Genomic DNA, 16,061 nt, shown 5'->3' with positions numbered 1-16,061 from the left:
ACTGGCGTCCCACTGTGAACGCCCTGTGGCCCGCGACCGGACTCACTGGATGCCGCGACTGCGCCTGCCGATCGGCACCCGCAGCACCACATCGGTTCCCCCGGACGGCACATCGTGCATACCCAACGAGCCGTCCAATTCCGCGGTGACCAGCGTTCGCACGATCTGCAGGCCGAGCCGGTCAGACTTCTCCAGGCTGAACCCGTCAGGCACGCCACGCCCATCGTCGTGCACCACGACATCCAGCCAGCGGGCCGAACGCTCGGACCTGATGGTCACGCAACCCTGGGGCGTGTCAGCGTCGAAGGCATGCTCGATGGCGTTCTGCACCAATTCGGTGATCACCATGATCAACGCCGTCGCACGGTCGGCGTCGAGCACGCCGAGGGCGCCATCGCGGTTGATCCGGATCGGGGTGTCCACCGACGCGACATCGTTCATGATCGGCAGAATCCGGTCGATCACCTCGTCGAGGTTGACCTCCTCGTCGACCGACATCGACAACGCGTCATGCACCAGCGCGATCGACGACACCCGTCGCACCGATTCGATCAGCGCCTCGCGGGCCTCCAGGTTGTTGGTCCGGCGCGCCTGCAGTCGCAACAGAGCCGCTACGGTCTGCAGGTTGTTCTTCACCCGGTGGTGGATCTCCCGGATCGTGGCGTCCTTGCTCAGCAGCGCGCGGTCACGCCGTTTGACCTCGGTGACGTCGCGGATCAGGACGGCGGCTCCGACCGCGGCGCCATGCACGACCAACGGCAGGGTCCGCAACAGTACCGCCGCACCGCCGGCGTCGACCTCCATGCGCATGCTGGAGCCTCCGGCCAGCGAGTCGCGGACGTGGTTGGCCAGTTCCTGGGCCTCGAACGGGTCGGAGATCAACGGCCGGGTGACGGTGACCAGATTGTGCCCGTCAAGCTCGGACGCCAGGCCCATGCGGTGATAGGCCGAGATGGCGTTGGGACTGGCGAACACCACGTCGCCGACCTTGTCGAGGCGGATGAAACCGTCGCCCACCCGTGGGCTGGAACGCGACATGGCCAGATCGCCGACGTTCGGGAAGGTGCCCTCGGACAGCATGTGCAGCAGATCGCTCGCACAGTCCAGGTAGGCGCCCTCCAGCGGGCTGGCCATCCGACGGGCGGCCAGCGCGGTCTGGTGGGTCAACACCGCGACCACGTGATCGCGGTGCCGCACCGGAACCGCTTCCACGTTCAGACCGGGAAGGTCCGGCGAATGTCGTTGTGTGCCACCGCTTCCCCGGCCGATCGCACCTGACTGGAAGGCCGTGGTGACGACGGGAAGGTCGGCGGCCGCGGCCAGCGTGCCGACCGAGTCGGCCAACAAGACGGTGGGGGCGGTATTGGGCCGCACCTGCGCGACGCACACCAGCACGCCGTCGTCGCGGCGCACCCACATCAGATAGTCGGCGAACGACAGGTCGGCCAGCAGCTGCCACTCCCCGACCACCGCATGCAGGTGGTCCACGGCGCTGCCGGGCAGCATCGTGTGTTCGGCGAGCAGGTCACCGAGGGTAGACATCAGGCACCGCGCACGCGAGGAGCAGAGAGACCACCGTCCACCGGTAGCAGGGAAACGAACCGAGTCAGTCGATCACCGCGATGAGATCGCCGGCCTGGATCACGTCGCCCTCGGCGACGTTGACCTTGGTGACGGTCCCCGCAACCTCAGCGAGGACCGGGATCTCCATCTTCATCGACTCGAGCAGCACCAGGGTGTCCCCCGCACCGATCTGATCGCCCTCGTGAACCACGACCTCCAGCACACTGGCCACGATTTCGGCGCGAACGTCCTCGGCCATCTTCACCCCACTTCACTCCGGCGCTAACCCGACTACTTCTGCGGCCTATATCGAACCACAACCCCGGGTGGACAGCGCTGCCCCCGGGGCATGAGACACTAGGGAGCAAGTTCTTACACCATCTGGAGGATCATCATGGCCAAGCGTGGCCGCAAGAAGCGGGACCGCAAGCACTCGAAGGCGAACCACGGCAAGCGCCCCAACGCCGGTTCGAAGTCAGTGCGCTAGCCGCTTCGGCAGACTGTGACCGCCCGACTCCCTTCGGAGATCGGGCGGTTTGTCGTCGGTCCCGGCAGGGCCGAGCGCCTGGTCAGCCCCGGATGATGGTGGTCTGGCTGATCTGGATCCGCAGCCGTTCCCGCAGCCCCTCAGGGGCCTTTTCACCGCTGCACTTGGCGGCGATGAGCTTCTTGACGCGCTCCTCGACCCCGTAGTGACGCAGGCACGCCGGGCATTCTTCGAGGTGGTGCTTGAGCTTGTCACGGCTTTCGGCCGTGCACTCGCCGTCGAGCAACGTCCATACCTCGGCGATCACCGCGGCGCACTCCGGATGTTCGGGGTCGACGGGTCCCACCGGCGGGCTCCAGCGCTCGTCCTCGCGATTCGACTCACGGTCCCCGCTCATGAGGACACCTCCTCCGGCTCACCAAGCTGCTGACCTCGGATGAAGCCGCGATCCCTGGCCACATCGGCCAGCAGGTCACGTAGCTGCTTGCGGCCGCGGTGCAGGCGGGACATCACGGTCCCGATGGGAGTATCCATGATCTCGGCGATCTCCTTGTAGGGGAAGCCCTCGACGTCGGCGTAATACACCGCCATCCGGAATTCCTCGGGCAGCGCCTGCAGCGCCGCCTTGATCTCGGTGTCGGGCAGCGACTCCAGCGCTTCGACCTCCGCCGATCGCAGACCGGTCGACGAGTGCTCGGCGTTGGCAGCCAGCTGCCAGTCGGTGATCTCGTCGGTCGGGTACTCGGCAGGTTGGCGCTGCTTCTTGCGGTAGCTGTTGATATAGGTGTTGGTCAGGATGCGGTAGAGCCACGCCTTGAGGTTGGTGCCCTCACGGAATGACCGGAAGCCGGCATAGGCCTTGACCATGGTTTCCTGCAGCAGGTCCTCGGCGTCGGCGGGGTTGCGGGTCATCCGCAGGGCGCCGCCGTACAGCTGGTCCAGCAGCGGAATGGCATCACGTTCGAACCGCGCAGTCAGCTCGGCATCGGTTTCAGTCGGCTGCGGCGTGTCAGGCTCGGCCTGCTCGACGTCAGTCATCGTGGGAAACACCTTCCCTTCTGTCGCGGCGCCACCAACAGGCGCGGAATACCACTGGGTATCCGCCGGCCGTTCCAGGCATACGGTTGGCACCAGAATCCTCCTTAGATCCTAGAGCGTGCTACCGACGAGTAGCGCTGAGCAGGTGTCGAGAGCAATAACAGCATGCAATGGTCACTGTGTTCCCGCACCGTGGTCCACGCGTTGCCCGGCTACGCTGAGCGCCGTGGCACGTGCAGCGACACCCGCGATCGCAGCTCTGGTGGCGGCGGGCATCGACCACGAAGTGGTGGCCTACCAGCACGATCCTCGCAACGAATCGTTCGGCGACGAGGCCGTGGCCCAGCTGGCGGCCGACGGCATCGTCGCAGAACAGGTGTTCAAGACGCTCGTGATCGCGCTGCCCAAAGGGTTGGCGGTAGCGGTCGTGCCCGTACCGCACAAGCTGTCGCTGAAAGCCGCCGCGGCCGCATTGGGGGTTCCAAAGGCGGAAATGGCGGACCCCGTGGCAGCCCAGCGCTCCAGCGGATACGTCGTGGGCGGGATCTCCCCCCTGGGCCAGCGCAAGCCCCTGCCCACCGTCGTCGACACCTCGGCGCTGGCCTTCGACAAGGTGCTCTGCAGCGCGGGTAAGCGGGGCCTGGACGTCGCGCTGTCCCCCGAGGACCTGATCCGCGCGACATCGGCGGTGACAGCCGACATCGCCGTCACCTGAACCATCCGGCCCGTCGTCGGCATCGGCATGTCGCAATCGGAAACGTGCCGGTGTCCGAATCCGTGATTTACATCACGAGCCCCGCCGGATTGCATGGGACCCGACAAGGAAGGCGGGCGCCCATGACGATCAGTGTGGCCGAGCGAGCAGAACTGGCCGCCGCGGTCTCTGCGTTGCTGCACGACGAATGCACCGAACAGGACGTACGCCGGGTGATGGACAGCGACGACGGGTTCGACCGCGAGTTGTGGCGCAAGCTCGCCGCCCAGGGTGTGACCGGTCTGCTGGTCGACACCGAGTACGGCGGCGTCGGCCTGGGCGCCCTCGAACTCGAGGCCGTCGCGGAGGCGACCGGCGCCGCGCTGCTGCCGGCACCGTTCCTGTCCAGCGCGGTGCTGGCGTCGGCACTGATCGACGCGACAGGTTCCGACGCCGACAAGCAGCAGCTGTTGCCGGCCCTGGTCGAGGGCACGTCGGTGGGCACCGTCGCGGTGACCGGCTCCCGGGGAACCTGGGCGCCGGAGGGTGTCGCGGTGCGCGCCGCCTCGGCCACCGACGGCCCGGAAGGCACCGACCACACGCTGACCGGCAACGCCCACTACGTCATGCACGGTCAGGTTGCCGACGTGGTCCTGGTGGTGGCCCGCGTCGACGGAGACTTCGGCGTCTTCCAGATCGCACCCGACGCGGACGGTTTCGAGCGCACGGCCGCAACGGTTTTCGACACGACCGTGCCGCTGTCGACCTACACCTTCGACACCGCACCGGCCCGCCGCCTCGGCACCGCCGGGTGGGACGCGGTGCAGCACGCCCTCGACCTCGGGTTGGTCGCTCTGGCCGGTGAACAGGTGGGCGGGGCCAGGCGAATCTTCGACATCACCGTCGACTACCTCAAGACCCGGATCCAGTTCGGCCGCCCCATCGGCAGCTTCCAGGCCCTGAAACACATGGCAGCCGACCTGCTGGTTCAGGTGGAATCCGCCACCTCGGCCGCCCAGCATGCCGCGGCCGAACTTGCCGCCGGTAGCGAAAAAGCCAGTGGTGCAATCGGTCTGGCCGGGTTTGCCTGCGCCGAGGCCTACCATACGACCGCCCTGTCGGCGATCCAGATGCACGGCGGCATCGCGTTCACCTGGGAGCACCCGGCCCACCTGTTCCTGCGCCGGGCCCGTACCGGCCTGCACCTGCTCGGCGGCTCGGGGCTGCACCGCGAGCGCTACCTCTCGTCGAAAGGCGCCTGACGATGACCGCCAACGAACTGCCCGGCGCCGATCAACTGCGCACCGAGGTGCGCGACTGGCTCGCCCAGAACTGGTCAGGGTTACCGAAATCCACGAATCCGTGGGTCAGCTCCCCCGAGCGGGTGGCTTGGCTGGAGAAGGTGCTCGACGCGGGTTACGCGGTGCCGACCTACCCCGCCGAATGGTTCGGACGGGCGTACCCGAACGCACTGGCGGCGGTGATCGAGCAGGAATTCCGGGCGGTCAAAGCACCCGGTGCGCGCCAGGACAAATACAGCATCCCGGCCAACACCGCGCTCAAGTTCGGCACCGATCGACTCAAGAACGACCTGGTGCGCGAGTTCCTGACCGAGCGGGCCCGCACCTGCCTGCTCTACAGCGAGCCCGGGGCCGGATCCGATCTGGCCGCCGTGCGCACCACCGCGGTCCGCGACGGCGACGAGTGGGTGGTCAACGGCCAGAAGGTGTGGACCTCGGGTGCCACCACGTCCGAGTACGCGCTGCTGATCGCCCGCACCGACTGGGATGTGCCCAAGCACAAAGGCTTGAGCTTCTTCATGATTCCGATGCGTCAGCCCGGTATCGAGGTGCGTCCGCTGGTCCAGATCACCGGCGAATCGCATTTCAACGAGGTCTTCATCACCGACGCGCGGGTGTCCGACGCCTACCTGCTCGGCGGGGAAGGCAACGGATGGCGGGTGCTGCAGACCGCACTGGCCTACGAGCGGTCGATCATGGGCGACGGCGGGCGCGGTTCACGTAACCGCACCCGGGCCGACGACCTCATCGGCCTGGCCCGCGACCACGGCCGCCTGGAGGATCCGGCAGTCCGCAAGGAACTGGCCGACGTGCTGGCGTTGCGCGAACTCAACTCGCTCAACAACGCCCGTGCCAAGGCCGCTGCGGCCCAAGGGACTTCCAGCTCGATCATGTCGCTCGGGAAGCTGGCCATGTCGAACATCCTGCACGCCGAGGCGCGCCTCAAGACCGAGATCATCGGCGCCGAAGCACTTTTGGCCGGCCCCGAGAACCCCGAGGCCGACGACATCAACTTCCTGACCCTCAACGCGTTCTTCACCTCGATCGGCGGCGGCACCGACCAGGTCCAACGCAACATCATCGGTGAGCGCGTACTGGGCCTGGCCAAGGAACCCGAGGTCGATCGGGACATCCCGTTCCGCCAGGCCCGCCGGAGCTGAGCGATGACCAACCCCGACGACTACGACCCGCCGCTGGCGGGGGTATGCATCCTCGACCTGTCCCGCGGCCCGATGACGGCGGTCGGCCGCCTGCTGGCCGACCTCGGCGCCTCGGTGACCCAGGTGCACCTGCCCGGTGTCACCGAGGAACCAGACGATCGCCTCGCAGCGGGTGGCGGAGTCGATCCCGACTCGGTCGGCGCCGCGATCAACCGGTACGGCATGAGCACCGTCGTCGTCGATCTCTCGACCCCCGACGACCGCCGTCGCTGGGTTCACCTGCTGGCCGGGGCCGACATCCTGATCGAGGACACCCCGCCGGGCTCGGCGGCCGAGAAAGCCTTGGCGGCACGCAACATTCACGCCGAGCATCCGGGCCTGGTGATCCTGTCCATCAGTGATTTCGGCCGCGACACCAGCTACCGCGGTTGGCACGCCACCACCCCGGTGCTGCACGCGCTGACCAGCGAGCTGTCGCGCTCGGGCATCCCGGGGCGGGAGCCCCTGGTGCCGCCGGCGGCGCAGCTGCCCTATCACGTGGCGGCAGCTCAGGCCGCGGTGATGACCGTCAGTGTGTACCTGGACCGATTGCGTACCGGCGAAGGCGATCTCATCGATTTCTCGATCCTCGACGGCGCCATGCAGACCCTCGATCCGCCGCACGGGACGGTGGGGACGGCCTCGGCCGGAGTGGCGTTGAGCCGCCAACGACGCAACTGGAACGCCGAACGACTGCGGTACCCGATCATCGCGTGCAAGGACGGACACGTGCGAATCTGCCTCCTGGCAAAACGCCAGTGGCACGGCATGTTCGAGTGGATGGGACGACCCGAGGAGTTCGCCGATCCCTCGTTCGACAGGCTCAAGGTGCGGCTCAGCTCGCCCGAGCTGCTGGCCGGTGTCGGCCGGTTCTGCGCCGGGCAGACCCGGGCCGAGTTGGAGGTCGCCGGCCAGCGCCACGGGGTGCCGACGGCGGCGGTGCTGACGCTGGCCGAAACCCTCGGCACCGATCAGGTCATGAGCCGCGGCTACTTCCACGAAGTGGAGCTGGCCCGGGGAATATCGGCGCCCGTGCCGGCCGGCGTCGTCGAGATCGACGGGCACCGGGCCAACGCGCTGACCCGGTCCGACCAGAGCCCTCGACACATCGATGTGGCACCGCTGCTCGCCGGCCGCGACCGCCGCAACGAAGGCCTTCCGTTGGAAGGCGTGCGGGTGCTGGATCTCGGCGTGATCGTCGTCGGGTCCGACACCGGGCGACTCTTCGGCGATCTCGGCGCCGACGTCATCAAGATCGAGAACTCCGCGTTCCCGGACGGCCTGCGGGGCAACCTCTCGTCGATGTCGCCGACGTACGCTGCCGGCCACCGCAACAAGCGCTCGATCGGCATCGATCTGCGGACGCCGCGGGGCCGGGCGTTGGCGCACCAGTTGGTCGCGATGTCCGACGTCGTGCTGACCAACTTCAAGCCCGGCGTGGCGGAGACGCTCGGAATGGACTACCAGACGTTGCGGGACGTCAACCCCGGCATCGTGGTGGTGGACAGTTCGGCCTTCGGGCCCACCGGACCTTGGGCCAAGCGAATGGGCTACGGCCCGCTGGTACGGGCGGCCGCCGGGTTCACCGATCTGTGGGTGTATCCGGATGAGCCAGAGTCGTTCTGCGACACGGTCACCGTTTACCCCGATCACGTGGCCGCCCGGATCGGCGCGCTCGGAGCGCTGGCGCTGCTGCTGCGCCGTGAACGCACCGGAACCGGGGGGTCGGCCAGCGTTGCGCAGTCCGAGGTGATGCTGAGCCATCTGGCCGGCGAGATCGCGGCGGAGGTCCTGGTGCGCCGCGGCCACGAATCCTCGGCCCGGCCGATCCACGATGCCCCGTGGGGCCTGTTCCCGGCTGCCGGTGAGGACACCTGGCTGGCGGTCACCGTCCGGGATGACGCTGATTGGCAGGCCCTGTGCGGAGTGATCGGCCGTCCCGACCTCGTCGCCGACGCGCAACTGGGCACCCGCAATGGCCGGGACACTCACCGTGGCCGCATCGACGAGGCGGTGCGGTCCTGGACCTCACAGCGCCCGGCGACCGAGGCGATGGAGCAGCTGCAACGTGCCGGTGTGCCTGCCGGCGCCGCGCTGCATGCCGACGACATCGCCGGCTGGGACTACTACGTGCAGCGCCGCGCCTTCCGCGAGGAGTTGCACCCCCACGCCGACGAGCCGTTCACGATGGAGAACGTGCAGATCCATTCGGATCGCGTCGCTGATCCACCGCTGATCCAGGCACCTTTGCTCGGCGAGCAGACCCGCGACATCGCCGTCGAACTGTTGGGCCTCGACGACGCCGACATCGACGAGCTGATCGAAACCGGCGTGCTCGAAGTGCCGCAGAGCGCCGTGCCGGCAAGCTGAACACCACGCCCACGGGCGACTGATCGGGCGTCCCTCGTACGATTCGTGGGTCCCCTCGCCCTCACGCCGGAAAAGACCGCATGGACTTCACCAGACTCAGGTACTTCGTGGCGGTCGCCGAGGAATTGCACTTCAAGCGGGCCGCCGACCGGTTGATGATCACGCCGCCCCCGCTGAGCAAGCAGATCAAGCTGCTGGAGTCAGAACTCGGCGGGCAGCTGTTCGAGCGCAATTACCACGAGGTCCGACTGACGCCACTGGGCGCCAAACTGCTCGGCCCCGCGCGCGAAATCCTGCGCCAGGTCGAGGAATTGAAGGCCACCGCGACCCGGCTCACCGAGGGAGCCGCCACTGTCCGGGTCGGTGCCACCGCCTACGCGCCGTCGGATTTCGTGGCGCAGGTCCAGACGGCCGTCGCCAACTTGCCGGCACCGACCGAGTTCAGCGTTCCGGGGTCGGCCGCCGAGGTGACCGCCAAGTTGGTGTCCGGCCACCTCGACCTCGGCCTGATCCATCTGCCCACCGCCGACAAGCGGCTGCACTACCGCGTGGTGGCCACCTTCCAGGGCGCCGTGGCGGTCCGTTTCGACGATCCACTGGCCACCAGGGACCTGGTGTCCATCGAGGAGCTCCGCGATCGCGACGTGGTCATCGACTTCGCCCGACCCAATCCCGTCATGCTGGCCGGCCTGACCCGTGCGCTCAACGCCCGGGGGGTGACCCGCATCGTGCGGACCACCAACCAGTTCGGCGGTGAACTGGAGATGGCCGCCCAGGTGTTCAATCGCCACCTCGTCGCGGTGGTGCCCTACGCACCCGAGTCACTGATCGGCAAGATCTTCTCGCCACCGGAATTCACGCTGGTGCCGATCGACGAGAGCACCTGGTCGCCGGCCTGGATCGCTCTGGCCTGGGTGCCTGATCGCCTGAAGGACCCCGCCGAGATCGAGGCGCTGGTGGAGGTCCTGGCGGTCGGCCTGGCCCAGGGGCGGGCGCAGTAGTGTGGGCACAGTGATACCGAAGCTGGTGGGCGCCACTGTGGCCTCGAGCGTCGCCGCCCTGGCGGCCCTGCTCGGCCAGCCTGCGCCGGCACCGGCCGGACCGCAGATCCGGCTGGTCGACAACCCCGTCCCGATGACCCAGGGGGACGGCTCGCTGCCCGACGGGCAGGTCCTGACCCCGTACGACGTGCAGAATCCCGCGATCGGCCGGTTGGACCCGCGCCTGCTGGCCGCCATTCAGAACGCCGCCGATGCCGCGGCCGCCGACGGCGTGACCATGACGATCAACTCGGGGTGGCGCTCGGCCGACTTCCAGCAGTCACTGCTCGATCAGGCGGTGCAGACGTACGGCAGCCTGGCGGCGGCCCGTCAGTACGTGCAGACACCGACCGCGTCCCGGCACGTGACCGGCGAGGCGGTCGATGTCGGCGGTCCGCAGGCCGACCACTGGCTGATCGCCAACGGTTCCCGCTTCGGGCTCTGCCAGATCTACGCCAACGAGCTGTGGCATTTCGAACTCGTCGCCGATCCGGCCGGCAACTGCCCGCCGCTGCAACCCAACGCGGCAGGCTGAGCTATTCGGTGACCGGCACCATGTCGGCTCCGCACGTGCACTTGTAACTGCTTTCAGGGCCCTTGCAGTGGCACTCGGACTCGACGCGGATCCGGCATCCACAGCCTTCGTGGGCACAGGTCAGGACGGACCCTGCAGGGACAACACTCATGTCTCCTCCAATTTGTCGACACGTCCATCGTCCCCCTCCCGGAGGCTGAACCGGGCAGATCAATACAACTGGGTCGGCCTATCGTGTCCCTATGACTCTGTCCGGGAAGACCATGTTCATCTCCGGCGCCAGCCGTGGCATCGGCCTGGCGATCGCCAAGAAGGCCGCCGCCGACGGCGCCAACATCGCGCTGGTCGCCAAGACCGCCGAACCGCATCCCAAGCTCGAAGGCACCGTCTACACGGCCGCCAAGGAGATCGAAGAGGCCGGCGGGCAGGCCCTGCCGATCGTCGGAGACGTGCGTGACGGCGACTCGGTGGCCTCAGCAGTAGAACAAGCAGTCGCCCAATTCGGCGGTATCGACCTCTGCGTCAACAACGCCTCGGCGATCAATCTCGGCTCCATCGAGGAAGTTCCGCTCAAGCGCTTCGACCTGATGAACGGGATCCAGATCCGCGGCACCTACGCCGTGTCGCAGGCCTGTATCCCGCACATGAAGGGCCGGGACAACCCCCACATCCTGACGCTGTCCCCGCCGATCCGACTGGAGTCGGAGTGGCTCAAACCGACCGCGTACATGATGGCCAAGTACGGAATGACATTGTGTGCCTTGGGTATCGCCGAGGAGATGCGCGAGGCCGGCATCGCGTCGAACACGCTGTGGCCGCGCACCCTGGTGGCCACCGCAGCGGTGCAGAATCTGCTCGGCGGTGACGAGGCCATGGGCCGTGCCCGCAAGCCCGACGTCTACGCCGACGCGGCCTACGCGATCTTCAACAAACCCGCACGCGAGTACACCGGCCAGAGCCTGTTGTGCGAGGACGTGCTGCTCGCGAACGGCGTCACCGATCTGTCGGTGTACGACTGCGTGCCCGGGTCCGAACTCGGCGTCGACTTGTGGGTGGACACCCCCAACCCACCGGGATACGTCCAGCCGTGATGCCCGCCGTTGATGTCGAATGGCCAGTTATCGCACACCGATACGCGCGCACCGTGCAATAACTGGCCACTCGACGCGCGGCGTACCCCATCTAGGCTCGTCGGCATGCCAGACCCACAACTCCCTGACCCGCGGCCTACCAACTGGGCCGCCGGCCGCTATCAGGCCGTCGCCGAACAGATCGCCGTCATCGCCGGTGAGGTCGTCACCAGCGCCGACCGGCTGCGGCCGGTCCGTGACACCCCCCTGGCCGACCTGGCGTGCGGCACCGGAAGCGCTGCGCTGGCCGCCGCCGAGGCCGGGGCCCACGTCACCGGCGTCGATCTCACCGCTGAGCTGATCACCATCGCCTCAGAGCGCCCGGGGGCCGACGCCGTGCAGTGGGTGGTCGCCGACGCAGCCCACACCGGTTTGCCCGACGGCGGATTCGGCACCGTGGTGTCGAACATGGGGATCATCTTCGTCGAGCCCACCAGCCTGGTCGCCGAGGTCACCCGGCTGTTGACCCCGGGCGGGATCTTCGCGTTCTCCACCTGGATCCGAGACGAAGCCGGCAGCCCGTTCTTCACGCCGATCGTGGAAACCCTCGGTGCGCCGCCGGCGGCCGGCTACTCGCCCGATCAGTGGGGTGATCCCGATGTCGTGCATTCGCGCCTCGATGTCGGATTCGACGATGTCCATTTCGAAACCGACTCACACACATGGCGATTCGACTCTGTCGAATCGGCGGTCCGATTCATCTCGGACGAATCGCCGATGCACGTCAACCTGCTCAGCCAGCTGGATGACGCGACGCGGACCCGGCTGCTCGACGCCTTCACCGCGGCGCTGAGCGCACAGACCGACGACGACGGCCGAGTCGCCTTCGACGCGCCCTATGCGGTGGTGACCGCACGCAAGATCAGAAACACCTAGCGCGCACGCGTCCCGCCGGACAGCATGGTCTCGACGCTGTCGGCGAAAGCCGCGGTGGTGAAACAGGTCGGTTCGGCGAACTCTTCGAGCATGAGCGCGTCGTTCCAACTGGCGTCGGCCGCGGTCCGCAACAGGGGTTTGGTCATCGCGACCGCGTGCGGCGGCAGCGCGGCGACCCGGGAACACCATTCGTCGGCGGTGGCGAGCAGCTGTTCGTGGGCGACGACCTCGTGCACCAGGCCCAGCCGCTGCGCGGTTTCGGCGTCGATGTGCTCGCCTTTGAGGTAGTAGGCCAGCGCACCCTGATAGCCGAGTCGCCGGGTGAGCGCCCAACTGGTGCCGACCTCCGGGATCAATCCGAGGCGGGCGAAGGCAGGCACGATGACCGCCCGCTCACTGGCGATGGTCAGATCGCACGTCAGCGCCCAGGCCAGGCCGACACCGGCGGCCGGACCGTTCAGGGCGGCCACGAAGACGGTGTCCGAACCCGCGATGAGCCGGGCGATACCTCCGAATTCGCGTCGTATCCAGCGCCATACGTCCGCAGTGCCCTCGGCCTGGTACCGATTCTCGATGGCCGCACGCATCATGCGCAGGTCGCCGCCCGCACTGAAGCCCGGGTCCGCGCCCGTCAACACGACAGCGCGAATATCGTTGTCGGCCACCAGCTCCTCCAGAGCCCGGCGGAGCTGCCGGACCAGCGGTGCGGACAGGACGTTCAGCCGATCAGGTTCGTCGAGGGTCACCACCGCGCGATCGCCGCGGCGCTCGACCACAATTCGTTGTGGCGCAGCCGGATCGTCACCTTCGGCCACCATGCCGCGATACAAGGGCTCGTCCATCAAAAATCCTCCTCAATCGGTTTGGCCTGCAATGCATTCCATGCCGCGTCGGCAAATATCTCGACAACCTCGGTGTCCAGCTCCGCAACATCGCCGGCCACCCAGTGGCGGGCGTACTCCTGCGCGGGGCCGAACCACAGCGCGGCCGTGACGCCGAGATGGATGGCAGAAAGCACGCCGTAGGCGCGGTGTGGCCGCCACCAGGCCTGGATGGCTGCGAAGAAGTCCTGGTTGGCCGCCTGCAGTTCGCTGCTGTCGAGCCGGTCGCCCAGCAGGAGTGCGGCTTCGCCGCGGTGCGCCGCGATCCAGTTCAGGTGATGCCGCACCCCGGCGCGGATTCCCTCTTCGGCGGTGTCCTGCCCGCGCAGCATCTCCACGAAACCGGCCTGGTACTCGGCCATGACCTGGGCGTAGACCGCCGCCGCCAGCGCCGGCTTGTCGGGAAAGTGGTGGTAGAGCGATCCGACGCTCACCTCGGCCTCACGCCGCATCTCGTCGAGCGTCGGGGCGATGGTCCCCTCCGACGCGAACCGTCGTCGCGCGACCGCCAGTAGTCGGTCCCGCGCGCCCCTACCCTTTGACGGCGCCACGAGGATTACTCTAACAAAACCGAGCAATCCTCTAAAGAGCTGTCATTCTGCCTGGTAGAGGATTCCGCGGCCGATCGCCTCCCGCACCTCCGGCAGCGCGGCCTGCGCCAGCGCGTCGGCATCCACGCCGTGATGCGTGGCCAGCAGCTGGATCAAGGCACCCAAGGGCACCTCGCCGCGGCAGCCCGCCAGAAGCGCTCGCATCACCTCGTCGACCCCGATGACGGCGGCCGGGCCGCCCGGGCGGCGCACTGCGGCGCCCACCTCCTGCCAGCCATCCGGCCCGGGCAGCGCCTGCGCCTCCAGGAATACCGGCGCCGTGGAGAGCCGGGCTGCGAGCAGCATGTCGTCGGAGGTGTCGCGCAGGAATGCCCGCCGGGCGAAGAACGCGTCCGCCTCGGCTCCGGTGATCGCCTCGTCGGCGCCGGTGATCTCCTCGAGGATCTGCTCGGGCAGTTCCCCGTCCCGCGGGACCCGCAGCGAGATCATGCCCATCCCGACGCCGGCGATCCCCTGCTCGGTGAACCAGTCGAGCCATTCACCACCGCGCTGCGCCTGTCGATCGAGGTCTTCTCCGGCGTCGGCCAGCCACAACGAGACATAGCTGACCGGGTCGGCCAGCTCGCGCTGTACCACCCAGGCGTGCAGGCCGGTGCCGGCCAGCCAACCAGAAACACGTTGGCGCCAGGTCTCGCCTTCTTTACCCTCGCGCACAATCCAGTTCGCCATGATGTGGGCGGTGCCACCCGGGGAAAGATGATCACCGATCTGCTCGATCAGGCTCTGGCACAAGGCATCTCCGGCCACACCCGAATCGCGGTAGATGTAATCGCGGGCACCCGAACCCACCACGAACGGTGGATTGGAGACGATCAGATCGAATCGCTCTCCCGCCACCGGCTCGAAGAGGCTCCCCTGACGCAGATCCCACGACATGCCGTTCAGCCGCGCAGTGATCGCTGCCAGTGCCAGCGCCCGCTCGTTGGTGTCGGTCGCGACGATCTCGTCGCAGTGTGCGTCCAGATGCAGCGCCTGGATACCGCATCCGGTTCCGAGGTCAAGGGCGCGGCGCACCGGGTTACGGGTGACCGCCCGCGCCAATGACACCGACGCCCCGCCGATCCCGAGCACATGATCGTGTCGCAACGGCCCCCGGCGCACCGCGGCGTCCTGATCGGACACGACGTAAAAATCCCGGGCTCCGTCGCTGTGCGGGCGGATGTCGAGGGCGGCCCGAACCTTGTCGCCGGTGAACTCCAGGACGCCGTTGGCAGCCATGGTCTCCAGGCTGGTCGACGGGAGGGCCGCCCCGACCAGATCGCGTGCCTCCTCGGTCCCGAGCAGCAGCAGACGCACCAGCACTGCCAGTCGTTGCCGGTCTGCCGGGGCGGCATGGGTAACCCGCAGGACCGGCCACCACACGCCCCGGCCCAGCGCGGCGTTGGCGTCGGCGCCGAGCAGCTCGGCCACGCGAGAGGTGGTGAATCCGGCCGATCGCAGGTCGGCACCGATTGCGTCGATTAGGTCAGGGTCGACACCACCGGCATCGATGCCGCTCAAAACAACCCCATCTCTTCGGGCTCGGCCGGCTCGATGAGCTCGGGGCCGTTGTTCCGGACACTGTTGACCAGTCGTGACACCTCACGGACGGCGATCCGGTCGAGATCCCCGTGACCGCGCAGCAGGCCCTCATCGATGGGGGCGTCGGGATCCATCCAGCGGTCCCAGTCGGGCGCGCTGATGGTCAGCGGCATCCGGTCATGGATCTCGGCGAGCGGGCCGGCGGAGTCGGTGGTGATGATCGTGCAACTGAGCAGGGGCGGCGCGTCCTTTGGTGCGCCCTGCGGACGCCACGTCGTCCACAGCCCCGCCATGAACAGCAGCTCGCCGTCGGCACCGTACATGTAGAACGGCGTCTTGGCTGCTTTTTTGCCGGCCGTGTCCGCGTTCGGCTTCCACTCGTACCAACCGTCCATCGGGATCAGACACCGCTTGCTCTTGGCGGAGTTGCGGAATGCCGGTGATGTGGTGACCTTCTCCGCGCGCGCGTTGATCAGCAGCGGCCCCTTGGTGTCGGGGCCGCCACCCTCGGCCGTCTTCACCCACGGCGGGATCAGCCCCCAGCGCATGGACCGGATCCGGCGGGTCGATTCGTCCTCGGGCTCGCTGTGCCGTTTGACGACGCTGGAGATGGTCGTCGTCGGAGCCACGTTGTAGTTGGGACCGGCACTGTAATTCGCACCCGCGACGTCCTTGTCGCCCTTGTCCCCGGAGCTCGACGTGCTTTCATCAATCGCTTGGATCTTCTGCGCCAGCAGCGCCGGGTCGGTGGTCACCGCGAAACGTCCACACATAGTGCCCATGGTTGCAGAGTCCGCGGACAAGGCAGGATGTAG

18 protein-coding genes are annotated in these 16,061 nt (G+C 67.8%); 9 read left to right on the top strand and 9 right to left on the bottom strand.

Features of this window, described 5'->3' with window-relative positions; genetic code table 11:
* Window positions 1–42: 42 nt before the first annotated feature.
* Both pdtaS and AC4ELS_RS00945 read right to left on the bottom strand, forming a co-directional pair.
* On the bottom strand, window positions 43–1,542 hold the full coding sequence (gene pdtaS, locus AC4ELS_RS00950; protein WP_064959507.1) for a two-component system sensor histidine kinase PdtaS: 1,500 nt from the start codon (window positions 1,540–1,542) through the stop codon (window positions 43–45).
* 64 nt (window positions 1,543–1,606) lie between these two features.
* Window positions 1,607–1,822 (bottom strand): biotin/lipoyl-binding carrier protein, encoded by a 216-nt coding sequence (locus tag AC4ELS_RS00945; protein ID WP_003882798.1) that lies wholly within the window; start codon window positions 1,820–1,822, stop codon window positions 1,607–1,609.
* A gap of 135 nt (window positions 1,823–1,957) precedes the next feature.
* Here AC4ELS_RS00945 and AC4ELS_RS00940 point away from each other — a divergent pair, with 135 nt between their 5' ends.
* Window positions 1,958–2,050 carry a 50S ribosomal protein bL37 gene (locus tag AC4ELS_RS00940; protein ID WP_003882799.1) on the top strand — a complete coding sequence of 31 codons (93 nt, stop codon included), beginning with the start codon at window positions 1,958–1,960 and terminating at the stop codon, window positions 2,048–2,050.
* Between the two features lie 82 nt (window positions 2,051–2,132).
* Here AC4ELS_RS00940 and rsrA read toward each other — a convergent pair whose 3' ends face one another.
* Both rsrA and AC4ELS_RS00930 read right to left on the bottom strand, forming a co-directional pair.
* A complete protein-coding gene (gene rsrA / locus AC4ELS_RS00935; protein WP_055112068.1) occupies window positions 2,133–2,447 on the bottom strand; it encodes a mycothiol system anti-sigma-R factor in 315 nt (104 codons plus the stop codon).
* Window positions 2,444–3,088 carry a sigma-70 family RNA polymerase sigma factor gene (locus AC4ELS_RS00930; RefSeq protein ID WP_055112066.1) on the bottom strand — a complete coding sequence of 215 codons (645 nt, stop codon included), beginning with the start codon at window positions 3,086–3,088 and terminating at the stop codon, window positions 2,444–2,446. The genes rsrA and AC4ELS_RS00930 overlap by 4 nt, the downstream gene beginning before the upstream one ends.
* 226 nt (window positions 3,089–3,314) lie before the next feature.
* On the opposite strand from AC4ELS_RS00930, the gene ybaK reads away from it, so the two are divergent.
* The 6 genes from ybaK (at window position 3,315) to AC4ELS_RS00900 (ending at window position 10,227) form a co-directional block, all read left to right on the top strand.
* Window positions 3,315–3,803 carry a Cys-tRNA(Pro) deacylase gene (gene ybaK / locus AC4ELS_RS00925; protein ID WP_064878151.1) on the top strand — a complete coding sequence of 163 codons (489 nt, stop codon included), beginning with the start codon at window positions 3,315–3,317 and terminating at the stop codon, window positions 3,801–3,803.
* A 122-nt stretch (window positions 3,804–3,925) separates the two neighbouring features.
* Window positions 3,926–5,044: an acyl-CoA dehydrogenase family protein gene (locus AC4ELS_RS00920; RefSeq protein ID WP_499045301.1), complete on the top strand. Its 1,119-nt coding sequence runs from the start codon at window positions 3,926–3,928 to the stop codon at window positions 5,042–5,044.
* Window positions 5,045–5,046: 2 nt separating this feature from the next.
* A complete protein-coding gene (locus tag AC4ELS_RS00915; protein ID WP_064959510.1) occupies window positions 5,047–6,243 on the top strand; it encodes an acyl-CoA dehydrogenase family protein in 1,197 nt (398 codons plus the stop codon).
* 3 nt (window positions 6,244–6,246) lie between these two features.
* Window positions 6,247–8,652 (top strand): CaiB/BaiF CoA-transferase family protein, encoded by a 2,406-nt coding sequence (locus AC4ELS_RS00910; RefSeq protein WP_499045298.1) that lies wholly within the window; start codon window positions 6,247–6,249, stop codon window positions 8,650–8,652.
* An 80-nt stretch (window positions 8,653–8,732) separates the two neighbouring features.
* Window positions 8,733–9,653: a LysR family transcriptional regulator gene (locus AC4ELS_RS00905; RefSeq protein WP_499045295.1), complete on the top strand. Its 921-nt coding sequence runs from the start codon at window positions 8,733–8,735 to the stop codon at window positions 9,651–9,653.
* 133 nt (window positions 9,654–9,786) lie between these two features.
* Window positions 9,787–10,227, top strand: coding sequence for a M15 family metallopeptidase (locus tag AC4ELS_RS00900; RefSeq protein WP_082941473.1), 441 nt, complete (start codon window positions 9,787–9,789; stop codon window positions 10,225–10,227).
* 1 nt (window position 10,228) lies between these two features.
* Here AC4ELS_RS00900 and mymT read toward each other — a convergent pair whose 3' ends face one another.
* A complete protein-coding gene (gene mymT / locus AC4ELS_RS00895) occupies window positions 10,229–10,378 on the bottom strand; it encodes a copper-binding metallothionein MymT (protein WP_082941470.1) in 150 nt (49 codons plus the stop codon).
* A 91-nt stretch (window positions 10,379–10,469) separates the two neighbouring features.
* Here mymT and AC4ELS_RS00890 point away from each other — a divergent pair, with 91 nt between their 5' ends.
* Window positions 10,470–11,318 carry an SDR family oxidoreductase gene (locus tag AC4ELS_RS00890; RefSeq protein WP_064878141.1) on the top strand — a complete coding sequence of 283 codons (849 nt, stop codon included), beginning with the start codon at window positions 10,470–10,472 and terminating at the stop codon, window positions 11,316–11,318.
* Between the two features lie 105 nt (window positions 11,319–11,423).
* Window positions 11,424–12,233: a class I SAM-dependent methyltransferase gene (locus tag AC4ELS_RS00885; protein WP_499045292.1), complete on the top strand. Its 810-nt coding sequence runs from the start codon at window positions 11,424–11,426 to the stop codon at window positions 12,231–12,233.
* On the opposite strand, the gene AC4ELS_RS00880 is transcribed toward AC4ELS_RS00885, so the two are convergent.
* From AC4ELS_RS00880 to AC4ELS_RS00865, 4 genes are read right to left on the bottom strand one after another with little or no spacing between them, the layout of a single operon-like run.
* Window positions 12,230–13,075, bottom strand: coding sequence for an enoyl-CoA hydratase/isomerase family protein (locus AC4ELS_RS00880; protein ID WP_174554264.1), 846 nt, complete (start codon window positions 13,073–13,075; stop codon window positions 12,230–12,232). The genes AC4ELS_RS00885 and AC4ELS_RS00880 overlap by 4 nt on opposite strands.
* Entirely contained in the window at window positions 13,075–13,665 is a 591-nt protein-coding gene (locus AC4ELS_RS00875; RefSeq protein ID WP_463805785.1) for a TetR/AcrR family transcriptional regulator, read from the bottom strand. Before AC4ELS_RS00875 ends, AC4ELS_RS00880 begins: the two co-directional genes overlap by 1 nt.
* Before the next feature lie 42 nt (window positions 13,666–13,707).
* Entirely contained in the window at window positions 13,708–15,225 is a 1,518-nt protein-coding gene (locus AC4ELS_RS00870) for a DUF7782 domain-containing protein (protein WP_499045289.1), read from the bottom strand.
* Window positions 15,222–16,019 carry an SOS response-associated peptidase gene (locus AC4ELS_RS00865; protein WP_448442978.1) on the bottom strand — a complete coding sequence of 266 codons (798 nt, stop codon included), beginning with the start codon at window positions 16,017–16,019 and terminating at the stop codon, window positions 15,222–15,224. Before AC4ELS_RS00865 ends, AC4ELS_RS00870 begins: the two co-directional genes overlap by 4 nt.
* Window positions 16,020–16,061 lie beyond the last annotated feature (42 nt).

It is taken from the genome of Mycobacterium shunyiense, from assembly GCF_058270035.1.
Note: the sequence above shows the minus strand (reverse complement) of the source record. Positions and strands in the feature narration are given on the sequence as shown.